General features: G+C 40.2%; 25 protein-coding genes and 1 riboswitch. Of the genes, 11 read left to right on the top strand and 14 right to left on the bottom strand.

The features are described from left to right. Complete coding sequence (locus ABFU83_RS04770; RefSeq protein WP_347069314.1) at positions 1-321, bottom strand: rhodanese-like domain-containing protein; 321 nt, start codon at positions 319-321, stop codon at positions 1-3. A gap of 158 nt (positions 322-479) precedes the next feature. Between ABFU83_RS04770 and ABFU83_RS04765 the strand changes: the two genes are divergently transcribed. Continuing rightward, the gene (locus ABFU83_RS04765; protein WP_347069313.1) at positions 480-830 is read left to right on the top strand and encodes a hypothetical protein; all 351 of its coding nucleotides are present in this window, start codon (positions 480-482) and stop codon (positions 828-830) included. 1 nt (position 831) lies between these two features. Next, positions 832-1,266: a hypothetical protein gene (locus ABFU83_RS04760; RefSeq protein WP_347069312.1), complete on the top strand. Its 435-nt coding sequence runs from the start codon at positions 832-834 to the stop codon at positions 1,264-1,266. Between the two features lie 67 nt (positions 1,267-1,333). Here ABFU83_RS04760 and ABFU83_RS04755 read toward each other — a convergent pair whose 3' ends face one another. The 3 genes from ABFU83_RS04755 to ABFU83_RS04745 form a co-directional block, all read right to left on the bottom strand. Then, positions 1,334-1,762 carry a lipocalin family protein gene (locus ABFU83_RS04755; RefSeq protein WP_347069311.1) on the bottom strand — a complete coding sequence of 143 codons (429 nt, stop codon included), beginning with the start codon at positions 1,760-1,762 and terminating at the stop codon, positions 1,334-1,336. A 244-nt stretch (positions 1,763-2,006) separates the two neighbouring features. After that, on the bottom strand, positions 2,007-2,618 hold the full coding sequence (locus tag ABFU83_RS04750) for a thioredoxin family protein (RefSeq protein WP_347069310.1): 612 nt from the start codon (positions 2,616-2,618) through the stop codon (positions 2,007-2,009). A 24-nt stretch (positions 2,619-2,642) separates the two neighbouring features. After that, positions 2,643-3,209, bottom strand: coding sequence for a TlpA family protein disulfide reductase (locus tag ABFU83_RS04745; RefSeq protein WP_347069308.1), 567 nt, complete (start codon positions 3,207-3,209; stop codon positions 2,643-2,645). Between the two features lie 136 nt (positions 3,210-3,345). On the opposite strand from ABFU83_RS04745, the gene ABFU83_RS04740 reads away from it, so the two are divergent. From ABFU83_RS04740 to ABFU83_RS04730, 3 genes are read left to right on the top strand one after another with little or no spacing between them, the layout of a single operon-like run. Continuing rightward, positions 3,346-3,801, top strand: a complete 456-nt coding sequence (locus ABFU83_RS04740) for a MarR family winged helix-turn-helix transcriptional regulator (RefSeq protein ID WP_300488200.1) — start codon at positions 3,346-3,348, stop codon at positions 3,799-3,801. A 12-nt stretch (positions 3,802-3,813) separates the two neighbouring features. After that, a complete protein-coding gene (locus tag ABFU83_RS04735; protein WP_347069307.1) occupies positions 3,814-4,446 on the top strand; it encodes an NAD(P)H-dependent oxidoreductase in 633 nt (210 codons plus the stop codon). Positions 4,447-4,474: 28 nt separating this feature from the next. Beyond that, a complete protein-coding gene (locus tag ABFU83_RS04730) occupies positions 4,475-5,041 on the top strand; it encodes a YceI family protein (RefSeq protein ID WP_347069306.1) in 567 nt (188 codons plus the stop codon). A gap of 81 nt (positions 5,042-5,122) precedes the next feature. Here the strand turns inward: ABFU83_RS04730 and ABFU83_RS04725 are convergent, their stop codons facing one another. The 10 genes from ABFU83_RS04725 to ABFU83_RS04680 are packed head-to-tail and all read right to left on the bottom strand — an operon-like array spanning position 5,123 to position 16,125. Continuing rightward, on the bottom strand, positions 5,123-6,574 hold the full coding sequence (locus ABFU83_RS04725) for a TSUP family transporter (protein WP_347069305.1): 1,452 nt from the start codon (positions 6,572-6,574) through the stop codon (positions 5,123-5,125). Further along, a complete protein-coding gene (locus tag ABFU83_RS04720) occupies positions 6,564-7,271 on the bottom strand; it encodes a DUF2490 domain-containing protein (RefSeq protein WP_347069304.1) in 708 nt (235 codons plus the stop codon). The genes ABFU83_RS04725 and ABFU83_RS04720 overlap by 11 nt, the downstream gene beginning before the upstream one ends. A gap of 52 nt (positions 7,272-7,323) precedes the next feature. Beyond that, complete coding sequence (locus ABFU83_RS04715) at positions 7,324-8,973, bottom strand: NADPH-dependent assimilatory sulfite reductase hemoprotein subunit (RefSeq protein ID WP_347069303.1); 1,650 nt, start codon at positions 8,971-8,973, stop codon at positions 7,324-7,326. Between the two features lie 24 nt (positions 8,974-8,997). Then, a complete protein-coding gene (locus ABFU83_RS04710; RefSeq protein ID WP_347069302.1) occupies positions 8,998-10,653 on the bottom strand; it encodes a flavodoxin domain-containing protein in 1,656 nt (551 codons plus the stop codon). After that, positions 10,643-11,458: a uroporphyrinogen-III C-methyltransferase gene (gene cobA / locus ABFU83_RS04705; RefSeq protein WP_347069300.1), complete on the bottom strand. Its 816-nt coding sequence runs from the start codon at positions 11,456-11,458 to the stop codon at positions 10,643-10,645. The genes ABFU83_RS04710 and cobA overlap by 11 nt, the downstream gene beginning before the upstream one ends. Before the next feature lie 32 nt (positions 11,459-11,490). Next, the gene (cysK, locus tag ABFU83_RS04700) at positions 11,491-12,402 is read right to left on the bottom strand and encodes a cysteine synthase A (protein ID WP_347069299.1); all 912 of its coding nucleotides are present in this window, start codon (positions 12,400-12,402) and stop codon (positions 11,491-11,493) included. Between the two features lie 21 nt (positions 12,403-12,423). Further along, positions 12,424-13,236 carry a serine O-acetyltransferase EpsC gene (gene epsC / locus ABFU83_RS04695; protein WP_347069298.1) on the bottom strand — a complete coding sequence of 271 codons (813 nt, stop codon included), beginning with the start codon at positions 13,234-13,236 and terminating at the stop codon, positions 12,424-12,426. Positions 13,237-13,240: 4 nt separating this feature from the next. Continuing rightward, entirely contained in the window at positions 13,241-14,476 is a 1,236-nt protein-coding gene (locus tag ABFU83_RS04690) for a GTP-binding protein (RefSeq protein ID WP_347069297.1), read from the bottom strand. 27 nt (positions 14,477-14,503) lie between these two features. Beyond that, a complete protein-coding gene (gene cysD / locus ABFU83_RS04685; protein WP_347069296.1) occupies positions 14,504-15,409 on the bottom strand; it encodes a sulfate adenylyltransferase subunit CysD in 906 nt (301 codons plus the stop codon). 20 nt (positions 15,410-15,429) lie between these two features. Next, positions 15,430-16,125 carry a phosphoadenylyl-sulfate reductase gene (locus ABFU83_RS04680; RefSeq protein ID WP_347069294.1) on the bottom strand — a complete coding sequence of 232 codons (696 nt, stop codon included), beginning with the start codon at positions 16,123-16,125 and terminating at the stop codon, positions 15,430-15,432. A 632-nt stretch (positions 16,126-16,757) separates the two neighbouring features. After that, positions 16,758-16,820, top strand: a riboswitch (Fluoride riboswitch). A 37-nt stretch (positions 16,821-16,857) separates the two neighbouring features. Between ABFU83_RS04680 and ABFU83_RS04675 the strand changes: the two genes are divergently transcribed. The 6 genes from ABFU83_RS04675 to ABFU83_RS04650 all read left to right on the top strand — a co-directional run bounded on the left by ABFU83_RS04675 (position 16,858) and on the right by ABFU83_RS04650 (position 22,910). Then, the gene (locus ABFU83_RS04675) at positions 16,858-18,162 is read left to right on the top strand and encodes a voltage-gated chloride channel family protein (protein WP_347069293.1); all 1,305 of its coding nucleotides are present in this window, start codon (positions 16,858-16,860) and stop codon (positions 18,160-18,162) included. 243 nt (positions 18,163-18,405) lie between these two features. After that, positions 18,406-19,806: an anthranilate synthase component I family protein gene (locus tag ABFU83_RS04670; protein ID WP_347069292.1), complete on the top strand. Its 1,401-nt coding sequence runs from the start codon at positions 18,406-18,408 to the stop codon at positions 19,804-19,806. Positions 19,807-19,848: 42 nt separating this feature from the next. Beyond that, positions 19,849-20,418 carry an aminodeoxychorismate/anthranilate synthase component II gene (locus tag ABFU83_RS04665; RefSeq protein ID WP_347069291.1) on the top strand — a complete coding sequence of 190 codons (570 nt, stop codon included), beginning with the start codon at positions 19,849-19,851 and terminating at the stop codon, positions 20,416-20,418. An 83-nt stretch (positions 20,419-20,501) separates the two neighbouring features. Further along, entirely contained in the window at positions 20,502-21,497 is a 996-nt protein-coding gene (gene trpD, locus ABFU83_RS04660; RefSeq protein WP_347069290.1) for an anthranilate phosphoribosyltransferase, read from the top strand. A gap of 1 nt (position 21,498) precedes the next feature. Further along, positions 21,499-22,284, top strand: coding sequence for an indole-3-glycerol phosphate synthase TrpC (trpC, locus tag ABFU83_RS04655; RefSeq protein WP_347069289.1), 786 nt, complete (start codon positions 21,499-21,501; stop codon positions 22,282-22,284). Positions 22,285-22,286: 2 nt separating this feature from the next. Further along, positions 22,287-22,910: a phosphoribosylanthranilate isomerase gene (locus ABFU83_RS04650; protein WP_347069287.1), complete on the top strand. Its 624-nt coding sequence runs from the start codon at positions 22,287-22,289 to the stop codon at positions 22,908-22,910. Position 22,911 lies beyond the last annotated feature (1 nt).

Below are 22,911 nucleotides of genomic sequence, written 5' to 3'. Positions count from 1 at the left end.
TTATTTTTCTTCCGGCATTTCGACCGGTCCATTCCATTCCATAATTCCGCCCACAAGGTTATAGGTTTTCGCGAAACCCATTTGCTGCATCAGGTTACACGCCTGACCGCTTCTTCCTCCGGATCGACAATAAATATAGTAGGTTTTGGATTTATCCAGTTCGTCTACCTGATAAATGAATCCCTGTCCTTTATAAATATCGATGTTGATGGCACCCGGAATGATTCCCTGATTCCATTCGTCTTCGGTACGCACATCCAGAATTACGGCGTTGCTGTCCTGTTGCGCTTCCTGCCACCATTGTTCTTGAGTAATGTCCATTGTTGATTTGCGTTTAAAAGTCAAATGTAGACAAAAAAGTGCAATTAGTTATTGTAAAAATTTGATCAAATGCAATTGGAATAGACAATATGATATACATAGCAACGTCACAAATAAACTGACTAAATTTTATTGTATTTTTACAAAAAATGACAAAGATGCCAAATATACCATTAGTAGAAAAACATATCGTTTTAAATTACGATCTAGGTTTTAAGGGAGATTATCAAAATTTATATGCTTTTTTAGATGAACATAAAGCTGTAGATTGTGGTAATTGCAATGCTGCTTTTGCGATGAGTTTTAGTCAGGATGACTTTGATGTTATATATGCCGAGCTGCGGCAAGCGTTGGAACAAAAAATACAGATTGAACCAAACGATAGAATATATATGACGGTTACTGATGCTACCAATAAAATGAAAGGTAAATTTTTATTTGGCTATAGAAAGAGAGCAATATGGGAAGGATATGGAAATTTAGGCATTAACGTTACCGATCAATTTTAAAATGAGTAAAAAAGCTATTTTAATTGATACCGGTTTTTGGTTAGGATTATTTGATCCCGAAGATAGCTATTATAAAGAATCTTGTGATCTCTTGGAACTTATTAAACTAGAACACTACACCTTACTTTTACCATTTCCCTGTCTTTATGAAATTATCCGAACTAAATATGTAAAAAACAAAGTACGTTTAGCAGCTTTTGATTCATTTATAAAAAGTAATACCGTCGAGTTTATTTATGACGAAGCATACAGAGACCAAGCACTTGAAAAAGTATTTTCTTTAAATAAGCATGCCCCCATAACACACTCTCTTGTTGATAGTATTATAAGAGAAATGATTTCGGATATAAATTTAAAATTAGATTATCTAATTACTTATAACGCTAAAGATTTTGCGGATATATGTGCCAAAAGACATTTAAAAATTCTTTCCTAAAAATAAATAACCCGTTGTATCTTTTTAAACACTATACAACGGGTTACTCGTTCTATTTATAATCGAATTACAGTCGGGTTAAAACCACCAAATTTGTATTTCCGGAAAGTACAAATTTTAATTTCAATGTGGTATTGGTTAATTGCATAATCTCTGCGTTAACCGTTGTTCCGTTTTGATATACAAATGTCAACGCGTTATTATTTCTAGTCCAGGCTCCGGTATCGATTGTTTCCTGGCAGTTTGGATTGTCGAAATAATGATCTTTAATGATGTTCGCTGGAAATATTTCAAGATAATCTTTTGTACAGCCGGTAGTATGCTGATAATCATTTATAATCTCCTGATTATTCGTTATGGTTCCTTCTTTTGTAAATTGCCAGGTTCCTTCAACCGGAGCGGCTACTTCCTGAGTGTCATCGTTATCTTTACTACATGAGGATAAACCTAAAAATAATACTGCTGCAAATACAGACAGGTTTTTTAATTTAAACATAATTATAATTTTTAAGAGTTTTTCTATTTTAATTATTACAATCAAAGCTCGCAAAAGTAAAATATATAATTACATAATTAAACAAATTACCTGTTTTAATTTGCTGTTACATTTAAACAATGTATTTTTTACATTATTACTTTTCCATCTGTAAAATTTATGATCAAATGATCACATATCATCAAATAAAAAGGAGTCAGTAATATACTGACTCCTTTTCCTTCAAAGTTTTTTGAAATGCTTATTACGCTTTAATCGAACAACCGATCGCTTTGGTTTCTTTTACCGCTACTTCTTTGTTTTTTAATAAAGCATCCAATGCATTTTCGGCATATTTTTCTTTTACGGCTGCCGCATCGCTATAATTATCGTCGATCGCACCAATATATTTTACCACATTTCCAGCTTTTGTTTTTTGTAAAATATACACGTGAGGCGTTTTAGTCGCTCCGTATTGTGGATAAATTTTCTGACCTTCATCCAATAAATACGGGAACGTAAAATTTTTCTCTTTGGCACGTACCTGCATCAACTCGAAACTATCGTCTTTTTGTTTGGCCGGATTGTTCGGATTGATCGCAATTACCGGATATCCTAATTTTTTATATTTTTTATCCAAAGCGATAATACGATCTTCATACGCCTGAGCATACGGACAATGGTTACAGGTAAACACCACGATAAAACCTTTTGCGGCCTTGAAATCGGCTAACGATACTTTTTTATTGTCGACATTTTTCAGACTGAAATCGGTCGCCACATCGCCTACCTTATAACCGGCCGCTGGTTTGATCATCGTAAATGCGCTTATAGCTCCCACGACTAAGGTCAAGGCTAAAAATTTAATTGCTTTCATATAATATACTTGTTTTTTAGGTTGCTACTTCATTACAGATTTTAATTCTTTTTCAAGAGCCTCGTACGTAAATTGTTGTTCGTAAAATTTACGTTGGCCTCCATTATAAATAACCGTTGCCGGAATTGCACCTGACCAGGCCGTATCGACTTTACTAATCCAGGCGTTGGCATCCGGATCGTTCAGATAGATCACCTCCGATTGCATGTTTTTCTTTTTTACAAATGGTAACAAATTGGATTCCACTTTTTGCGGCATATCCAGACTCACCAACAGTACTTTTACTTTTTGATCCTTATAGGTTGTATTCAGTTTTTCAAAATGCGGTAATTCTTCCACACATGGTACACACCAGGTTGCCCAGAAATTAACCACATAGGTCGTATCGTTATCCTTTTTTAAAAACGGCTCAAAAGCATTAAAGTCATAAGATGCTACCTTAATTCCGTCTTTTTCATAAACTTTAATCGGTTTTGGCTGATCGGCTACGACTGCTTTTTCCGGTTCTGATATGGTTGTTTCAGGTGAGGTTGCTTCTTTTTTACAAGACATAAAGCTACAAACCGCCAGCAGTATTATCATTTTTCTCATGGTATAAATCGGGTTTAGGCCACTAAAATTAAGCATTCTAACAGGCTCGAAAATAAATTTAACAAAAAATTAAACAAACATTTGTATATACAATTAAAAACATTACTACATTTGTACCTACAAATTTAATAACACAATGAAAATCGAAGACATCATCAAATCTACAAAAACATTATCACTGGGCAAACGAACAGTGCTAAACATTTTGTACACTCAAAATTTGGTTTCCGAGAAATTCGCTGAGGTATTAAAGCCTTATGAATTATCAAGTGAACAGTACAACGTATTGCGGATTTTGAGAGGTCAAAAGGCAAAGCCAACCAATATGTGTGTGATCCAGGAACGAATGCTGGCCAAAACCAGTAACACGACCCGATTGGTTGACAAATTATTATTAAAAGATCTGGTAACTCGCGAAGTTTGCCCGGACAACCGTCGGAAAATGGAAGTAACCATCACCGATAAAGGTTTGGAATTACTGGAAGAACTGGATCCCAAAGTAGATCATCACGAACAACTGTTTGCTCAAAATTTGAGTCAGGAAGAACAGGAACTTTTAAATGATTTACTGGAACGCTATCGAACAATATAATCAGAAATATACATGAGTAATTTAATAGAAACGCTAAATTGGCGTTATGCAACAAAGAAATTTGATGCTACCAAAAAAATTTCCAACGAAGATTTGGATACCCTTAAAGAAGTAATCCGTTTAAGTGCTTCTTCTTACGGACTTCAGCCGTATAAAGTATTGATCATCGAAAATCCGGAACTACGTGCCAAATTACAACCGGTTTCATGGGGACAATCCCAAATTGTGGATGCTTCTCACCTGCTTGTTTTTGCAAACATGACCGATTTCGGAGGAGAACAAATTGATGCTTTCCTAAACAATATTGTGGAAACACGTCAGATTCCAATGGAATCAATTGCCGGATATGGTGATTTTATGAAAAGTAAACTGACCACTTTACCTGCTGACAAACTGAGCAACTGGACTTCCAAACAAACCTATATCGCATTAGGAAATCTTTTAAGTGCTGCTGCTGAGTTAAAAATCGATGCAACACCAATGGAAGGTTTTGAAGCTGAAAAAGTAAACGAAATCCTGGGATTAAATGAACTTGGATTAAATGCTTCTTTAATCGCTACTTTAGGGTACCGACATGAAGAAGATGCGACACAGCATTATGCCAAAGTGCGAAAATCAAACGAAGAATTATTTATCAATTTATAATCAATTAATTAAACCATTTTAAAATCAAATGAAAAATTTAAAATCAATTGCGTTAGCTTTAGTAGTAGCTTTAGGTACTTTATCTGCATCCGCTCAGACTAAAAAAGTAGATGTTTCTAAAAGTACAATCAACTGGGTTGGTAAAAAAGTAACCGGACAACACGAAGGGACGATCAACTTAAAAGAAGGTGCTTTAGTTTTCAAAGGAAAAAAATTAAAAGGTGGTAACTTCACGGTAGACATGACTACAATCAGCGCTACTGACGTTTCTGGTAAATCAAAAGCTGGATTAGACGGTCACTTAAAAGCAGACGATTTCTTTGGAGTTGAAAAATATCCAACGTCTAAATTAGTTTTCAAAACGATTGCTGACAAAGGTAACGATGTGTATACTGTTACTGCTGATTTAACAATTAAAGACAAAACTAACCCTGTAACTTTCGACATCACTGTAAAAGGGAACACGGCTACAACAAGCTTTAAAGTTGACAGAACGAAATTTGGTATCGAGTACAACTCTGGTTCTATCTTCAGTTCAATCGGTGACAAAGCGATCAACGACGAATTTGATTTAACTGTAAACTTACAGTTCTAATATCCCCCTATTATATAATTGCTATGAAAAGGAAAAAGGTGCCGTTATTGCGGCACCTTTTTTTGTTTTAATTAGAAAGTATTAGAATATTTTAAACAACATTCGGATACTGAATACGATCACCAGAAATGCTACGGCCAATAGGGCTGTTTTTTGCGGTAATTTCCCGGCCAGTCGTGCCGCTAATGGTGCCGCAATGGAACCACCCAAAATCAGTCCGACCACAATATACCAATGACTGACGCCTAACGAAGCAAAAAATGTAGCCGAAGCCGCCAGTGTCACAAAAAATTCTGCCAAACTCACTGTTCCGACCACATAACTGGATTTTCGACCTTTGGCCAGTAAAGTCGAGGTAACAATGGGTCCCCATCCGCCACCGCCAAAAGCATCAAAAAGACCTCCCGAAAATCCTAATAAACCGGTATTTTTTATTTTTTTCCGAACGATTTTTTTCCGAAAAGCAATCAGTACCAAACGTATTCCAATGATCATAGTATAGGTAGCCAAAACAGCATACGTAATCGTTTCGTATTTATTTCCGAGGTAAATCAACAGCAAGGCACCGCTAATGGCTCCAACTACACCCGGAATGGCCAACCATACTAATAATTTTTTGTTGACATTTCCGAATTTATAATGCGAAAAACCACTGATTCCGCTGGAAAACATCTCCGCAGTATGGATACTTCCACTAATGGCCGGTAACTTAATCCCGAACAGCATCATACTCGTCGCACAGGTCACGCCATATCCCAAACCAACCGCACCATCGACCAATTGCGCAAAAAAACCAACCAGTACCATGCCGTAAAATGCCGGCGGAATCTCTTTTATATAGCCATTTAGTTCGTCAACCGAAATGATCGACGACAAACCATAGCCAAAAAAGACCGCCAAAAACACCACGGTGATTTCAAACGTCAGTTCTTTATATTTTTTCCCCTCTCTTTTGTCCGATTCCTTTACCAGTGCTTCCGTTGCTTTGTTTAACGAAGTCAGCTTGGCCTGAATATCGCCTTTATGTTGTTCGCGAAAAGCATTAAGGTTTTCTATACTATCGCTGATCGTATCCGGAATAGCCTCTTCCAGATGCTCGCGTAAACGACGCGCCAATACCGGTGATTTTCCGTTGGTTGAAATCGCAATCTTAAGATAGCCTTTATTGACGATCGAACCAAGATAAAAATCACATAAGTCCGGTTGATCGGCTGCATTGACCCATATTCCTTTGTCATTGGCTTTTTGTTTGATGTCCCGGTTTAATGCGGTATTATCGGTAGCAATAATCAAAAAATCGGTCGTATCCAGATCGTTTTCCTCAAAAGACCGCTCCCAAACAATCAATTGCGGGTGTTTTTGCTGTAACTGACGTAAACCGGAGTTGATCTTTTGTGCCACGACTGTTAAAGTAGTCAACGGATTTTGCCGTAATAAAGTTTCGGCCTTTTCCAAACCCACATTACCGCCGCCCACAATCAGAAACCGATACGCGTCACTTTTTAAAAATATGGGAAACAAATTATTTTTCATGCTTTTTAGTTTTTAATGATAGCGTATGGAATACCGAAAAACGGATGATATCCCGGTCGTAATAGTCCGTTCCGGAAGCGCGTTGCTGGTACCAGTTGAGATACCCCGCTTCTACCGCAAAATCCGGATTGATCCGATAATTAAGTCCCGCATACATTCTGTTTTGATCAAAAGTGTTTTTTACAATTTTACTTCCGGCATTGATCATTATTTCGTCTTTTAATCGGAGCGTTAATCGTTCTTCCCGGGTATCTTGCTGTCGCCATAATGGAATGTCCAATCCCAATTGGTATCGAAAACGGAAACTCGAAAAACGATAGCTACCGGTTAGTTCGTCATTCGCAAAATCGTGCATAAATCGTGCTTCCATTTTATAGCGGTGCGAGATCGTCATAAAGGCCAATTTTTGCTTGTTGTCAAAACCGATATCCGGACGCAATTCAGGAACAATCAGGTTGCTTTCGGATTCCGGATCCTGAGGACTTTGTAAAAAATACGTCATCCCAACCGAAGCATTCCAGTTTTCGATTAATTTCCGCTGAATATTACTGCGAAATACCAATTGATGTTGCGCTCCGGGATTAAAAAATCGCCGCTCCTGAACTTCACTCAGCAACGTCCAGTTTTCGTTAAACCGGATCGTATTATGATAAGCAAACCACACTAATTGTTGGTTGGTTACTTTTTTCTGAGCCACGAGCAACAGGGGAAATAACAGGGTTAAAAAGAGTATTCGTATCCTGTTTTTTTTAATTGACGGAAAAGTATTTCCGAAATGTAAAATCCCCAAATGTCTCATAGTGTAGGCGTTCTTTAGTATACTGATCAAAAAGTATATCGAGTTCTGTTAGTATTTCGTTTTCGTTTAATTGTTTTTTATAAATCTGATTCAGGCGATTCCCCAAACGGTCGCCACCCAGCATCAGGTTATACTGACCTGGTCCGGTACCTACCAATCCGATTTCCGCCAGATACGGTCGGCCGCAACCATTGGGACAACCCGTCATCCGGATGCTGATTTCGTCCTGATCCAGTTCGTATTTTTTAAGAAACGGTTCGATTTTGGTGACCAACTCCGGCAGATAGCGCTGTGCTTCGGCCAATGCCAACGGACACGTAGGCAAGGCTACACAAGCCATCGAACTTTTCCGCATCGCACTATCGCGTTCTTCGATCCCATATTTTGCAATCAGAGCTTCAACCTGAGTTTTAGCCGTTTCCTCGATATTCCCCAGAATCAGGTTCTGATTACAAGTAAACCGGAAATCGGAAAACTGCAATTGCGCCAGTTCAAAAAGAAATTGCTTCTGATAGGGTTTGATCACACCATGTTCAATAAATAAGGTGTAAAACCATTTATTTTCATGATTTTGCTGCCATCCGTAGCGATCGTTTCTTTCGGTAAAAGTATAGGATTCTTCCGGTAATAATTCGAAACCGATTCGTTTTTCCAATTCCTTTTTAAACGCTTCCACACCGAGTTTATCCACTGTATATTTTAAGCGGGACAACTTGCGGTCATTGCGGTTTCCATAATCGCGCTGGATCGTCAGAATCTCATATACGGCCTTTAGTGTTTTTTCTTCGGTATCGGTAAAACCAATAATCGTTGCCAGCCGCGAATAGGTATTCGGATTTCCATGCGTAGTGGCCAATCCGCCACCAATCGCGATATTAAATCCTTTTAACTGTCCGTCTTTGATAATGGCAATCAGTCCGATATCATTAGCAAATACATCCACATCGTTCGTTGGCGGAATCGCGATGGCAATTTTAAACTTTCTCGGCAAATAGCGGTCTTCATATAACGGATCGGCTTCCGAAGAGCGTTCGTAGGCTTTTTCACCATCGATCCACACTTCATAATACGATTGTGTTTTAGGCAATAATAAGGTGGAAATCCGATCGGCATAATCGTAAATCTCCTGATATAAAGGCGAAACCTGCGGATGCGAGCTACAGATTACATTTCGGTTTACATCGCCACAAGCCGCAATTGAATCAAGTTTTGCCAATAGAAAACCCTGAATGGTGGGTTGCAACTGATGCTTTAACAAACCGTGCAATTGCAGCGTCTGACGGGTTGTGATTTTGATCGTTCCGGTACCGTATTCTTCGGAAATCGCGTGTGTCGCCAACCATTGATCGGCCGAAATAACACCACCCGGAATGCGCAAGCGGATCATAAACGAATAGAGTTTATCCAGTTTTTTTTCGGCTCTTTCTACTCTTCTGTCACGGTCGTCCTGCACATACATTCCGTGGAATTTGACCAATGCTTCATCGTCGGGACGTACATTTCCGGTATGATTATCGGTTAAACTTTCTTTTAAGGTCCCGCGAAGTCCATCACTATTTACTTTAATCGTTTCAATCGGGGATAATTTATCGTTACTCATAGTATCGTTCAATTTAATGTTTGCTTAGTATACGTCTTTCAGATAACGTCCTTCTGACTCAAGATTTTCCAAAACTGTCTTTGCTTCGGTACTACTGATGTTTTTTTCAGTAGCGATAATCTCCAGCAAGGTATTTTCGACATCGGTACTCATCGGTTCTTTTTGACCACAGATATAGAGATAAGCACCGTTATCCAACCATTCACTCACCTCTTTTGCCTTTTGTTTTAAGCGATCCTGTACATAAATTTTATGTTTCTGATCTCTTGAAAAAGCCGTATCCAGTCGTGTTAGCACTCCGGTTGCGAGCCATTCCTGTACTTCGGTCTGATAATAGAAATCGGATACAAAATGCTGTTCACCAAAAAACAACCAGTTTTTTCCTTCGGCACCGGTCGCATCGCGATGCGCCAGAAAACTACGGAACGGAGCAATTCCGGTTCCGGGACCAATCATAATGATATCTTTATCCGGATCGGGCAATCGGAAATTGTGGTTTTTATGAATATAAAACGGAAGAGTTCCCTCCTTTGGAAAATCCGCTAAAAACTGCGAACACAATCCGGATTTCGGGATGCCATCCACTGTAAACACATTGCGATTAACCGTTATATGGATTTCTCCATCATGCGCTTCGGCAGCCGATGCGATCGAATACAGACGTGGCGCAATGGGCAATAACAATCCGATTACCGCATCGAAAGTGACTTTAGCATCGATCGGATATTTTTGTAGGATATCCAGTAAATCGGCTTTTGTTTCGGTAATTGGCACACCCAATAGGTTCGAAAGTGCCTCCAATGATTTTTTCGAAAGTCCTCTGATATTTTTGGTTTTCAGTTCATCACTACGGGAAGCGGCTTGTAACAATGTTGCAATTTCCAATGTTTCCGTAATTGCGTTTTCCGGATAAAAACCGATCGCATCACCCGGTTCGTATACCACCGGTTCGTCTGTTTCGATTTCAATATGATGTGTTTCTTTATTCGAACCGCGATCGTTTAAAACGACCTTATGCCGTACAATACCGGTATACGTTTTCTTTTGTGTTGCCGGAGCAACAATCGATGACGTTATATCCGTTTTTACAATCGTTGCTTGTTGTAGACTTCCCAATATTTCAGTAAACCATTTTTCGGCAACCGGAGTAAAATCCACATCGGCTTTCTGAAACGGCAATGCGCGTTGTGCGCCAAGTCGTGCGAGTTGCTCGTCTATAACTTCACCCGCTTTGCAAAACAATGGATACGACGAATCCCCCAAGCCCAAAACCGCAAACCGGGTTTTCGAAAGATTAGCACTGTTATTACTGATATTGTCAAAAAATTTAACCGCATTTTGTGGCGGATCGCCTTCGCCCTGCGTACTCATAATTACAATCAGAAAGTCTTCTTTTTCCAGTTTTTCCACCGGATACTGGAATGCATCGATCACTTTCGACTGGATTTTATTTTTCTTAAAAACCGTTTGTAACTGCGTCGCCAGTTTTTTGGAATTCCCTGTTTCCGTTCCGTAAATAATGGTTGGTTTTACCGAAACTGGCACTATCGTTTCTTTTGATTCCCTGGTTTCGTTTTGCGCCAGAAGTCCGGCCAGATACCCATTGGTCCAGATAATTTCTTCACGGGAATACTGTCGTACCAGATCTTTTAGTACCTCTAATTTATTTTCAGCTAGCATGTTGGAAGTTTATAATATGATTATCGAAATACGAGGTGTTTTTAGCTTGTTCCCGGAACCAGGCAAACTGTTCGTGCAATTGCACCACTTTCCCAACTATTAATAAGGTCGGTACATAACCAAATTCCGGTAATTCCTTGGTTTTTAATTCGGCAAACGAAAACACTCTGGTTTTTTGATACGGCGTTGTCGCTTGTTGAATCACGGCCAGTCCTTTAGTTTGATCAACATTATTGGCTAACAGATAACCGGCCAATTGTTGCAGTCGTTGGCCACTCATATAGAAAACAAGGGTATCGTCTGTTTTTCCCCAATCGGTCCATTGCTCCGGAGTGACCGATGTCAGATCGAATAAGGTCAGAAAACGGACACCACGTGCCAATCCTCTCGCTGTTAACGGAATGCCGGTATAGGCTGCCGCACCAAAAGCCGCCGAAATTCCGGGTACGATTTCATACGGAATCGCATTCGCTTTGAGCACTTCCAATTCGTCCAATATATTCGAAAACAACGAGGCATCGCCCCCCTTAAGTCGTACGACCAGCTTTCCCTGTATCGCAAATTCCACCATCAACGTATTGATATCGCTTTGCGGCGTATGGATTCCTTTCGAACATTGTTTTCCAACATAAATAATGATGGCATTCTTACGGGCATTATCGGCAATTAGTTGTGGCGCCACCAGACGATCGGTCAGGATTACATCTGCCGTTTGCAGATACCGGATCGCTTTTACACTTATTAAATCGGGATCGCCCGGACCGGCTCCGGCTAAAATGACTTTCCCTTTGTTTTCTATACTCATTGTTTTTTTAGTTTTCTTAGTTTATTTCGGGATTAATACAACCCTTCGATCGAAAGATACCGTTCGCCTGTATCGTAATTAAAGGTGACGATTGTAGCACCATCCGGGATTTGCGGAATTTTTCGGGCTACAGCCGCCAGTGACGCTCCGGTTGAAATTCCAACCAAAATTCCTTCTTCTTTTGCTACCTTACGGGCATAGTCAAAAGCTTCGTCTTTGCCGATTTGTATAATTTCGTCTAATAATTCCGGTTGTAAAACCGAAGGCACAAATCCGGCTCCGATTCCCTGTAACGGGTGTGGTCCCGGTTCGCCACCACTTAATACAGGCGATAATTCCGGTTCGACAGCGATGACTTTTAGTTTTGGAAATCTGGCTTTTAAAACTTTTGCCACTCCGGTAATATGTCCGCCGGTACCGACTCCGGTGATCAGATAATCGATACCTTCCGGAAAGTCCTGAATTAATTCCTGTGCCGTTGTTTTTTCGTGAATGGCTACGTTAGCCGGGTTATCAAACTGTTGTGGCGACCAGGCATTCGGGATTTGTGTTACCAATTCATTAGCTTTTTCGATCGCACCTTTCATTCCTTTCTCACGTGGCGTCAGTTCAAATTCGGCACCATAGATTTCCATTAATTTCCGACGTTCAACACTCATTGATTCCGGCATGACCAGAATAACCCGATAGCCTTTAACGGCACCAACCAAAGCCAGTCCGATACCGGTATTTCCTGAAGTTGGTTCGATAATAACACTACCCGGTTTTAAGATTCCTTTTTGTTCCGCATCTTCGATCATCGCCAGCGCGATACGGTCTTTAATACTGTTTCCCGGGTTGTTTTTTTCGAGTTTGATCCATACTTTTTTCGGACCTCCGAAAAGCTTCTGAAGTCGGACAACCGGTGTATTTCCTATTGTTTCTAAAATAGTATTTGCTTTCATGATTTTATTTTTTTTGTTGTTTTATATAACAAAATTGATGGGCTCCGGAAAGGGAGCTTTGTTTTTAATAACGATCTCACTTTTATGATATACCAGTGATTTTTTGGGAACCGATTGCGTGATCCATACATTTCCGCCGATAACCGCATCATCACCAATATGCGTTTCGCCTCCCAAAATGGTCGCATTGGCATAAAGGATCACATTGTTACCAATGGTCGGATGCCTTTTTTCTTCGGCTTTATCTTTACTCACGTTTAAAGCGCCCAAAGTCACACCCTGGTATATTTTAACATCGTTACCAATAACGGTCGTTTCTCCAATGACTACACCTGTCCCGTGATCGATAAAAAAACGAGCTCCGATTTTTGCGCCCGGATGAATGTCGATACCTGTTTTACCATGTACATATTCCGAAACCAACCTTGGAACTACCGGTACGTTACTTTTCCAGAGCAAGTGCGCCAAACGATAGACTGCGATAGCAAAAAAGCCGGGATATGCCGCGAGTACTTCATTTCTGGATTTTGCCGCCGGATCGAAATTAAAAATGGTTTCCAAATCGGATTCCAGTAAGTCGTGTACGATTTCTAGCGATCCAAAAAAGGTATTCGCTACGGTTTGGGCTTGTTCATCTGTCAGTACATATTTTACTATTTCGGTCAATTCTGATTGTAATTCCTTTTCTTTTTCCAAAAAGACCGCATAATTGTCCAATTCGGCATCGATCGTAAAAAGCCAGTTAAACAGCTTTTCAATCCAAATCCCGGTTTTTGCTTTATCAGGAATCCGTTCGTGGTTTCCCTTATTTTTTCGGTATAGCGGATGTTCCATTACGTTAGGGTAAAAACATTAAAGCACCGACTGTATTAAATGTTGTCTCATCGACCAGAATGGCACTTCCGTTTCGGGAATTTTCGAAAAAAGGATCGAAAAACAACGGCTGACTGGAACGTAGGGCAATCTGACCGATATCATTAATGCCAAGTTCATGTGTCTGATCAAATTGCCATTGGTTGACATCCCATTTCCGGTCGACTGCCTGAATTTTGACGCGTACCGTTTTAAAACGATGTTGCAACAAATAGGTTTTCCCGATTTGCAAGGACGCCGTATCCAACCAGCAAATCCAGGCTTTTAATTCATTTGACGCAAGCGGTAACGCATTGGCTTTTACAATCGTATCACCTCTACTGACATCGATATCATGAGCCAGGTGAAGTACCACATTGTCACCAGCCGTAGCCTGATTGACCACTTCCTGATGCCTTTCAATTTTTATAATTTTTGTTTCAATTCCCGAAGGTAAAATCACTACCGAATCGCCTGTCGCATAACTTCCACTTAAGATTTGTCCGGCATATCCGCGATAATCGTGATTTTCCTCATCTTTAGGCCGAATCACCCATTGCACCTGAAAACGGGCAACGAGATTTTCTTTTGTTGGAATTTCAATATGTTCCAACGTACTTAACAAAGCGTCGCCTTCAAACCAGGGCGTGTTTTCCGATTTTGTTACGATATTATCGCCCACCAGCGCACTAACCGGGATATAGGCGACTTCATCATAGGTTAATTCCGAACGAATCGCCTCAAAATCGGCTTTAATCGTATTAAAAACTGCTTCGGAATACGCCACTAAATCAATTTTATTGATCGCGATAATCGCCTTTTTGATTCCCATTAACGACCCCACACTCGCATGGCGTTTGGTTTGCGTGGTAATTCCTTTGCGCGCATCCACCAGAACAATGATCAAATCTGAATTGGACGCTCCGGTAATCATATTCCGGGTATATTGCTCGTGACCGGGCGCATCGGCGATGATAAATTTCCGTCTCGAAGTGGCAAAATATTTATAGGCCACATCGATCGTAATTCCTTGTTCCCGTTCGGCCCGGAGTCCGTCGGTGATTAATGATAAATCGATCGTCACATTTTCCTGTTTGGTTTGCTTTTGCAAAACACCCAGCTGGTCAGTATGAATACTATCGGAATCGTACAGCAAACGCCCGATCAGGGTGCTTTTTCCATCGTCTACATTTCCGGCTGTTATAAATTTTAATGTGTTCATTTTTTAAATTTTTAGAGGTGTTGTTTTTTAAAAATAACCTTGTTTTTTACGGTCTTCCATTGCGGCTTCCGACAACTGATCATCCAATCGGGTTTGTCCTCTTTCGCTAATCCGCGTCTGAATAATGTCATCGATAATATCCTGAATGGTTTCAGCATCCGATGGAACAGCCGCCGTACACGTCATATCGCCAACGGTTCGGTAGCGTACTTTTTCCACAACCACGGTATCCGTAGCGAGCGGCTGAATAAATTCGGAAGTCGCTACCAGTTTATCCTGATGTACGATACATTCCCGGTGATGAGCAAAATAGAGTTCCGGCAATTCGATCCCTTCTTGTTGGATATAATTCCATACGTCCAATTCGGTCCAGTTGCTAATCGGGAAAACGCGGACATTATGTCCTTTTTGGATTTTACCGTTTAGGATATCCCATAATTCCGGACGTTGTAATTTGGGATCCCATTGTCCAAAATCGTCCCGAACCGAAAAAATGCGTTCCTTTGCCCGCGCTTTTTCTTCGTCACGACGCGCTCCACCGATACAGGCGTCAAATTCATTTTCCTGAATAACATCCAGTAACGTATAGGTTTGCAAAGCATTACGCGACGGAAAACGTCCCGGTGTTTCTTTCAGATTGTACTTTCGGATGCTATCTTCCACCGAGCCGACAATTAATTTTTCGCCAATCTGATTCACCAGATAATCCCGAAAAGCAATGGCTTCCGGAAAATTATGTCCCGTATCGATGTGCACCAACGGAAACGGGAACGTCCCCGGTCGGAATGCTTTTAATGCCAGATGCACCAGGACAATTGAATCCTTTCCCCCGGAAAACAACAAGGCTGGTTTTTCGAACTGTGCCGCGGTTTCACGAAGAATGTATATCGCTTCGTCTTCTAATTGTTTTAAATATTCTTTTGTAGTACTCATATCTTTTATTTTAGGGTTGTTTACTGATGCAGTCCGCATTCTTTTTTGGAGGTTTCTTCCCACCACCAACGTCCGGCTCGGAAATCGTCGCCTTCCTTTATGGCTCTGGTACACGGCGCACAGCCGATGCTCACAAAGCCTTTATCGTGCAAAACGTTATACGGTATGCCATTTTGCTCGGCATAGGTTTTCACTTCCTGAGTCGTCCAATGCAAAAGCGGATTGTATTTGTACAACTGATATTGCGCATCCCATTGTACGATTTCCAGATTGTTCCGGTTGGCCGAATGTTCGGCACGAAGCCCTGTAATCCAAACCGTTGCTCCGTTTAAAGCGCGTTGTAACGGTTCGACTTTACGGATATGACAGCATTCTTTTCGCAGTTCCGGGCTTCCATAAAAAGCGTTGATTCCCTGTTCTTCTACAAATGTTTCCAGATGGTTTTGCTCCGGATAATAGGCTTTTATCTTTTTACCATACTGCAACAAAGTCTTATCCCAGGTCGCATAGGTTTCCGGGAATAAACGCCCGGTATCCAATGTAAAAACTTCTATATTGTATAGATTCTGAGCAAAAATGGCATCAGTAATCAACTGGTCTTCAATACCAAAACTGGTTGAAAACACTATCTTATCAGTAGTATTTTCAGACAAAAACTTTAGGTTTTCCCTAAGGTTTTTTCCATGTTTTAATGCATTGATTGTTATTTTTTCCATGTTTATTTTGTTTGTTTTTTTAAAATCGGGGATAAAAAAAGCCTCTTGAAAACAAGAGGCTTATCAACAGGTACTATTATCTTACAGCAACTAATACGACAGAAGGCCTCTTGCGAAGTTTCGCATACAACAACACATCATCATCATACAAACTGCAGCTATTGTTTTTTTAGTAATATGGGTTGTTGCTTTGGTCATTTTTATCTGAATTATTTCTGTAAGTTTTATTTTTTTATTTGGATTGGGATCAAAAAAAAACTCCCCAATTGCTTGAGGAGTTTTACTGATATTTGAAAATGTTTTACTGACATTAACGAATAGCAAAGCCCTCCTCATTATCTGAGCAGCACATACACATCGTCATACATAAAACCGAATTTGTCATCGAAATCATTTGTTTTGATGTTGCAAACTTATAACATTTTTTAAATATTCACCAAATAAAAAAATATTTTTTAAAATTAATTTTTCGCAACCGAAACCTGCAAAGGCGAATTACAACTGATAAAAACACAATAAATATAGTTATTCACTCTCTTTTTATCAGAAATAAAACACAAAATTGGTTTCTGCTTTATTTCAAAAATTGCCCCGTTTTGCTATCCAATAAAAATTAATCTTTATCTTTGTAACGTAATTACGGCAATGATGTCTGCCTTGAACCGCTTTAAAAAGCTGATGACGTCTGTAACACGGCTTATGCCGGTATAGATGTATGTAATCAAGACAATTATGGACAACACTTTTTTCAAACGACACATTGCAGCCTTTCCGCAACTTCCCCTGCTTTTATTTTTAATCCGTTGGTCGGTATTAGCCATCATTATTGGTGTACTTACCGGTTCCTTATCGGCTTTTTTCCTGACGGCACTCGATTGGGTCACGAATTACCGCGAACAGCATATCTGGATTATAGCCTTGTTACCGCTAGCCGGATTACTCATTGGATTAAGCTATCATTATTGGGGCGAAAGTGTCGTAAAAGGCAATAATTTACTACTTGAAGAATTCCATTCTCCCAAAAAAGTGATTCCGTTTCGTATGATACCGTTGGTCCTGGCCGGAACGTTACTCACCCATTTATTTGGCGGATCGGCCGGACGCGAAGGAACAGCCGTACAAATGGGCGGTGCCATAGCCGATCGTATTTCCCATTGGTTCGGACTTCAAAAAGAAGACCGTAAAATTATATTGATCATGGGAATCAGTGCCGGTTTTGCTTCGGTATTCGGAACGCCATTGGCCGGTGCGGTTTTTGCATTGGAAGTTATGATTTTAGGCCGTATCCGATATGAAGCCATTTTACCCGGATTTTTAGTCGCCGCCATTGCACATTATACCTGTCTGGCCTGGCAAGTAAACCATACACACTATTCTATTCCCTATGTCCCGGAACTGCGTCCGCAAACCTTGGCCTGGACTGTATTCACAGGAATTATCTTTGGTCTTACGGCCCTTCTCTTTTCTAAAACCACGCATTTTTGGAGCCATCAGTTTAAAGTCCGCATCCAATTTCCGCCTTTGCGCCCTTTTGTTGGTGGTATTGTGATAGCATTGGCAGTATATACTATTGGCACAACGCAATATATCGGTTTGGGAATACCAACTATTCAAGCTGCTTTTGACTCCAATTTAGCCTCATATGACTTTATTCTAAAACTGCTGTTTACCGCGTTTACGCTTGGTGCTGGTTTTAAAGGCGGTGAAGTAACCCCGTTATTTTTTATCGGAGCCACTTTAGGAAATGCACTATTCTGGTTTGTTCCGTTGCCTATGGCTTTACTGGCCGGAATGGGATTTGTTGCGGTTTTTTCGGGTGCCACCAACACGCCTATCGCCTGTACGCTAATGGGAATTGAACTTTTTGGAGTCGAAAGCGGAATTTATATTGCAATTGCCTGTGTAACGGCTTATCTGTTTTCCGGGCATACCGGAATTTATTCGGCACAAATCATCGGTAGTCCGAAGCATCAATTTTATCTCCGTTTAAAAGGAAAGCCTTTATCCGAAACAAAAAACACCCCTAAACAACTATAAAACAACACCTTAAAAAATATTTTCTATTTTTTTTCGCCAAAAGGCTTGTTTAATTGAAAATCATTTTTATACCTTTGTAACATAATTCAGAACAATGAACACATTTTATAACAATACTTGGTGGTGGAATTCCTTACGTCGAACATCGTGAGCGATACCTCCTATCTGTATTTTTAAAATCAAAAATAGATAAAGGCCTGTCATCACGACAGGCCTTTTTTGTTGCATTAAAATTTCGTTACTATGAAAAAATATCACCTACATACCCAATACAAACAAATCCTTGCCGACACGATTACACCGGTAAGCATTTACCTGAAAATCCGCGATAAATTTCCGAATAGCCTCCTACTGGAAAGTAGTGATTATCAGGCTAATAACAATAGTTTTTCGTATATCTGCTGCAATCCGATTGCCAGTATTAAAGTGGAAAATGAAACGATCGTACAAAGTTTTCCCGATGGTACTGTAAATCAAAATGCTATTATCCATCCAATAGATGTCATCACCGCGGTACAGGATTTTGCAGCCCGTTTTGAATCGGAAAACCACGGATTTAAGTTTATCAACAACGGTTTGTTCGGTTATATTTCCTATGATGCCGTACGTTATTTTGAAAAACTGACCCTAACCAAAAAACAGGGAGATCTGCATATTCCGGATCTGTATTATGCGGTATATCAAAACATTATTGCGATCAATCACTTTAAAAATGAAGCGTACATTTTTAGCCATAGTGTCGACAATCAGAACAATATTTCAGAAATTGAACAATTACTGTTTGCTAAAAATTTTGCCAGTTATGCTTTTGATACCGAAGGTGATGTACTGTCGAACCTGACCGATGCTGAATTTAAACAACAGGTCACGCTCGCCAAACAACACTGTTACCGAGGCGATGTTTTTCAACTCGTATTATCCCGTCGTTTTTCTCAGGCTTTTAAAGGGGATGAATTTAACGTTTACCGTGCTTTACGCAGTATCAATCCATCCCCTTATCTGTTCTTTTTCGATTATGGGGATTTTAAAATCATGGGATCATCACCGGAAGCACAATTGGTTGTACACAACCGGAAAGCCGAAATCCATCCGATAGCCGGAACATTTAAGCGAACCGGAAACGACGAAACGGATAGTATACTGGCCCGACAATTATCGGAAGATCCAAAAGAAAACAGCGAACATGTGATGCTAGTCGATCTGGCGCGAAACGATTTAAGTCGAAACGGTCGTGATGTACAGGTCGAAAAATACCGCGAAGTGCAATTTTTCTCCCATGTTATCCATCTGGTTTCCAAAGTTACAGGGAAATTACACGACAAAACTACGACAATGCAGACCGTAGCTGCGACCTTTCCAGCGGGTACTTTGAGCGGTGCGCCCAAGCATAAAGCCATGCAGCTCATTGAAAGCATTGAAAACACGTCAAGGAATTTTTACGGTGGTGCTATTGGATTTATGGATTTTGACGGTAACTTTAATCACGCAATTATGATCCGTACCTTTTTAAGTAAAAATCATCAATTACATTATCAGGCCGGAGCCGGAATTGTATCCGATTCGTCCGAAGAAAACGAAATGCAGGAGGTTTACAACAAACTGGGCGCCCTTACCAAGGCATTGGAATTAGCCTCTACTATTTAACCTGAAATAAAAATTAAAACAGAACCCAAAATAAAGCATCCGATGAAAAAGATAGTAATCATAGACAATTACGACAGTTTTACCTATAATCTGGTTCATTATCTGGAAGATCTCGACTGTGCCGTAACGGTTTTCCGTAATGATGAATTTCTGATCGACGAACTGAAAGACTTCGACAAAATCGTATTGTCGCCTGGTCCCGGGATTCCGGACGAAGCCGGCTTACTAAAAGAAGTCATCCGAGCCTATGCCGCTACTAAAAGTATTTTGGGTGTATGTCTGGGTCAACAGGCTATTGGCGAGGTATTTGGTGGAAACTTGATCAACCTTGAAAAAGTATACCACGGAGTCGCAACACCGGTTACCATCACTGTTGAAGATGAGCCATTATTTAACGGATTAAACAAAAACATACAAGTAGGACGTTATCATTCGTGGGTGATCAACCCTGATAATTTTCCGGCCGAACTGGAAATCACTTCGGTAGACGATAACGGCCAGATTATGTCTCTCCGCCATAAAACATTTGATGTTAAAGGCGTACAATACCATCCGGAAAGCGTACTGACACCAGACGGGAAAAACATCCTCCAAAACTGGTTAAACAGCTAAAAAACACTAACATATCATTCTATTACTAACACTGTCTGGAGCTTATTCGCTTTAAGATACAGCCCTTATTATATCTAAAAATCATGAAAACAATATTAAACAGACTGATCAATCAGGAAGTGCTGAGCCGTGAAGAAGCCCGGGATGTTCTGGTGAATATTTCCAACGGCGCGTACAATCCAAGTCAGATCGCCAGCTTTTTAACCGTCTATATGATGCGAAATATTACCATCGATGAACTGGCCGGATTTCGGGATGCTTTATTAAATCTTTGCATCCCGGTTGATTTATCGGCTTACAATACCATTGATCTGTGTGGAACGGGCGGCGACGGAAAAGACACTTTTAATATATCGACCCTGGCTTCTTTTATTGTGGCCGGTTCCGGAACAAAAGTGGCAAAACACGGAAACTATGGCGTTTCATCCATATCCGGTTCCAGTAATGTCATGGAAAATCTGGGAATCCGTTTTAGTAGCGATACCGGGTTTTTACAACAATGTCTCGAAGAAGCCAATATCTGTATTTTACATGCGCCGCTATTCCATCCGGCGATGAAAAATGTTGGTGGCATCCGAAAGGAACTGGCTGTAAAAACTTTTTTTAATATGTTGGGCCCCATGGTAAATCCATCGTTTCCTAAAAACCAGATGGTTGGTGTTTTTAATCTGGAACTCGCCCGAATGTATGCCTATTTATATCAGAATACGCCGATCAATTTTACCATTTTAAACAGCCTCGACGGTTATGATGAAGTATCCCTAACGGGGAATACCAAACTGATTTCCAATCGCAGTGAACAAATACTAAAACCCAACGATTTTAACGTGAATCGTCTGGATCCTGATGCGATAAAAGGCGGAACAACCGTAACGGAATCGGCACAACTTTTTCTGGACATTATTTCCGGAAAAGGAACCGAAGCGCAAAACAATGTGGTTTGTGCTAATGCCGCGATCGCGCTTGCTACGGTAAATCCGATTTCGATATCGGATGGATTTACTATGGCTGTCGAAAGTTTACAATCCGGTAAAGCTCTTGAAAAATTAAACAAATTACAACAATTAAGTTCCCGTTAAGATGCACATTCTAGATCAAATTATAGCCGACAAGCACAAAGAAGTTACTTTAAAAAAGAGCCTTATTCCTGAAACCCAGCTCAAAGCTTCGGTTTTGTTCGACCGCAAAGTTTATTCTTTAAGTCAAAATCTGAAAAATAGTCCGACGGGAATTATCGCCGAACACAAACGTCGTTCTCCGTCAAAAGCAGTGATCAATACCAGTTATTCCGTGGAAGATGTCGTAAGAAGCTACGAAATAGCCGGAGCCAGTGGTATTTCGGTACTAACCGATGGGAAATATTTTGGCGGTTCTCTGGACGATTTGGTACTCGCAAGAGCCTCGGTTAGCCTTCCGTTATTGCGAAAAGAGTTTATTATCGACACCTATCAGATTCTGGAAGCCAAAGCCTACGGCGCCGATGTTATCCTATTAATTGCGGCCGTTTTATCGCGTGTGGAAATCAAAACGCTATCCGAATTCGCCCAACAGATTGGTTTGGAAGTACTGTTGGAAGTTCACAACGAAGCGGAACTAGAAAAAAGTCTGATGCCAAGTTTGAATATGATTGGCGTTAACAATCGAAACCTGAAAACGTTTGAAGTAAATCTCGATTACAGTAAGACACTAGCCGATCAGATTCCGGATGATTTTGTAAAGATTTCAGAAAGCGGAATCAGTACGGCAACAGCCGTGAAAGACCTTCGCAATTATGGTTATCAAGGCTTTCTGATTGGGGAAAATTTTATGAAAAGTAATTATTTAGGTAATAGCATTAAAAATTTTATAAATCAGTTAGCTGAATAGTCATGAAAAAATCATTTTTACTTAAAATATGTGGACTAAAATATCCGGAAAATATTACCGCAATAGCCGCCTTACAACCGGACTATATGGGCTTTATTTTCTATAAAGAATCCACTCGATTTTGTGACAATATACTCCCTGAAATTCCAAAAACAATTCAAAAAACCGGTGTTTTTGTCGACGCCAATCTAACGACGATTTTGGAAACTATAGAACGCTACGAATTACAAGCCGTACAATTACACGGATCGGAAACACCCGAATTATGTACCGCCATTCGAAATGCGTCAGATGTGGAAATCATCAAGACTTTTTCGATCGACACCACTTTCGATTTCCGAAAACTCGAGGATTATGAAACCGTTTGTGATTATTACCTGTTCGACACCAAAGGAAAATTACCCGGCGGAAACGGTTTCCCTTTTGACTGGAAAATTTTAGAAAACTATCCGTCTGCAAAACCCTATTTTTTAAGCGGTGGAATTGCTATTGATCACATCAACACAATACCAACAACAGGACTAAAACCCTACGCCATAGACATTAACAGCAAATTTGAAACAGCACCCGGTCTAAAAGACATAACGCTATGTAAACAGGCACTTTTAACGATAAAAAACGATTAAA

It is taken from the genome of Flavobacterium sp. WV_118_3 (genome assembly GCF_039778605.1).
GTDB lineage: Bacteria > Bacteroidota > Bacteroidia > Flavobacteriales > Flavobacteriaceae > Flavobacterium.
The sequence above is the reverse complement of the archived record's forward strand: the minus strand, read 5'-3'. Positions and strand labels throughout refer to the sequence as shown.

Excerpts from the sequence above, each read along its gene's own strand:
- ABFU83_RS04680 (WP_347069294.1), bottom strand. The coding sequence starts at position 16,125 with ATGGAAAAAATAACAATCAATGCATTAAAACATGGAAAAAACCTTAGG.
- ABFU83_RS04715 (WP_347069303.1), bottom strand. The coding sequence starts at position 8,973 with ATGAGTAACGATAAATTATCCCCGATTGAAACGATTAAAGTAAATAGT.
- ABFU83_RS04665 (WP_347069291.1), top strand. The coding sequence starts at position 19,849 with ATGAAAAAGATAGTAATCATAGACAATTACGACAGTTTTACCTATAAT.
- cobA (WP_347069300.1), bottom strand. The coding sequence starts at position 11,458 with ATGAGTATAGAAAACAAAGGGAAAGTCATTTTAGCCGGAGCCGGTCCG.
- ABFU83_RS04730 (WP_347069306.1), top strand. The coding sequence starts at position 4,475 with ATGAAAAATTTAAAATCAATTGCGTTAGCTTTAGTAGTAGCTTTAGGT.
- ABFU83_RS04770 (WP_347069314.1), bottom strand. The coding sequence starts at position 321 with ATGGACATTACTCAAGAACAATGGTGGCAGGAAGCGCAACAGGACAGC.
- ABFU83_RS04755 (WP_347069311.1), bottom strand. The coding sequence starts at position 1,762 with ATGTTTAAATTAAAAAACCTGTCTGTATTTGCAGCAGTATTATTTTTA.
- ABFU83_RS04690 (WP_347069297.1), bottom strand. The coding sequence starts at position 14,476 with ATGAACACATTAAAATTTATAACAGCCGGAAATGTAGACGATGGAAAA.
- ABFU83_RS04760 (WP_347069312.1), top strand. The coding sequence starts at position 832 with ATGAGTAAAAAAGCTATTTTAATTGATACCGGTTTTTGGTTAGGATTA.
- ABFU83_RS04670 (WP_347069292.1), top strand. The coding sequence starts at position 18,406 with ATGAAAAAATATCACCTACATACCCAATACAAACAAATCCTTGCCGAC.
- trpD (WP_347069290.1), top strand. The coding sequence starts at position 20,502 with ATGAAAACAATATTAAACAGACTGATCAATCAGGAAGTGCTGAGCCGT.
- ABFU83_RS04725 (WP_347069305.1), bottom strand. The coding sequence starts at position 6,574 with ATGAAAAATAATTTGTTTCCCATATTTTTAAAAAGTGACGCGTATCGG.
- ABFU83_RS04675 (WP_347069293.1), top strand. The coding sequence starts at position 16,858 with ATGGACAACACTTTTTTCAAACGACACATTGCAGCCTTTCCGCAACTT.
- ABFU83_RS04735 (WP_347069307.1), top strand. The coding sequence starts at position 3,814 with ATGAGTAATTTAATAGAAACGCTAAATTGGCGTTATGCAACAAAGAAA.
- ABFU83_RS04740 (WP_300488200.1), top strand. The coding sequence starts at position 3,346 with ATGAAAATCGAAGACATCATCAAATCTACAAAAACATTATCACTGGGC.
- ABFU83_RS04750 (WP_347069310.1), bottom strand. The coding sequence starts at position 2,618 with ATGAAAGCAATTAAATTTTTAGCCTTGACCTTAGTCGTGGGAGCTATA.
- ABFU83_RS04765 (WP_347069313.1), top strand. The coding sequence starts at position 480 with ATGCCAAATATACCATTAGTAGAAAAACATATCGTTTTAAATTACGAT.
- cysD (WP_347069296.1), bottom strand. The coding sequence starts at position 15,409 with ATGAGTACTACAAAAGAATATTTAAAACAATTAGAAGACGAAGCGATA.
- trpC (WP_347069289.1), top strand. The coding sequence starts at position 21,499 with ATGCACATTCTAGATCAAATTATAGCCGACAAGCACAAAGAAGTTACT.
- ABFU83_RS04650 (WP_347069287.1), top strand. The coding sequence starts at position 22,287 with ATGAAAAAATCATTTTTACTTAAAATATGTGGACTAAAATATCCGGAA.
- ABFU83_RS04745 (WP_347069308.1), bottom strand. The coding sequence starts at position 3,209 with ATGAGAAAAATGATAATACTGCTGGCGGTTTGTAGCTTTATGTCTTGT.
- cysK (WP_347069299.1), bottom strand. The coding sequence starts at position 12,402 with ATGAAAGCAAATACTATTTTAGAAACAATAGGAAATACACCGGTTGTC.
- epsC (WP_347069298.1), bottom strand. The coding sequence starts at position 13,236 with ATGGAACATCCGCTATACCGAAAAAATAAGGGAAACCACGAACGGATT.
- ABFU83_RS04710 (WP_347069302.1), bottom strand. The coding sequence starts at position 10,653 with ATGCTAGCTGAAAATAAATTAGAGGTACTAAAAGATCTGGTACGACAG.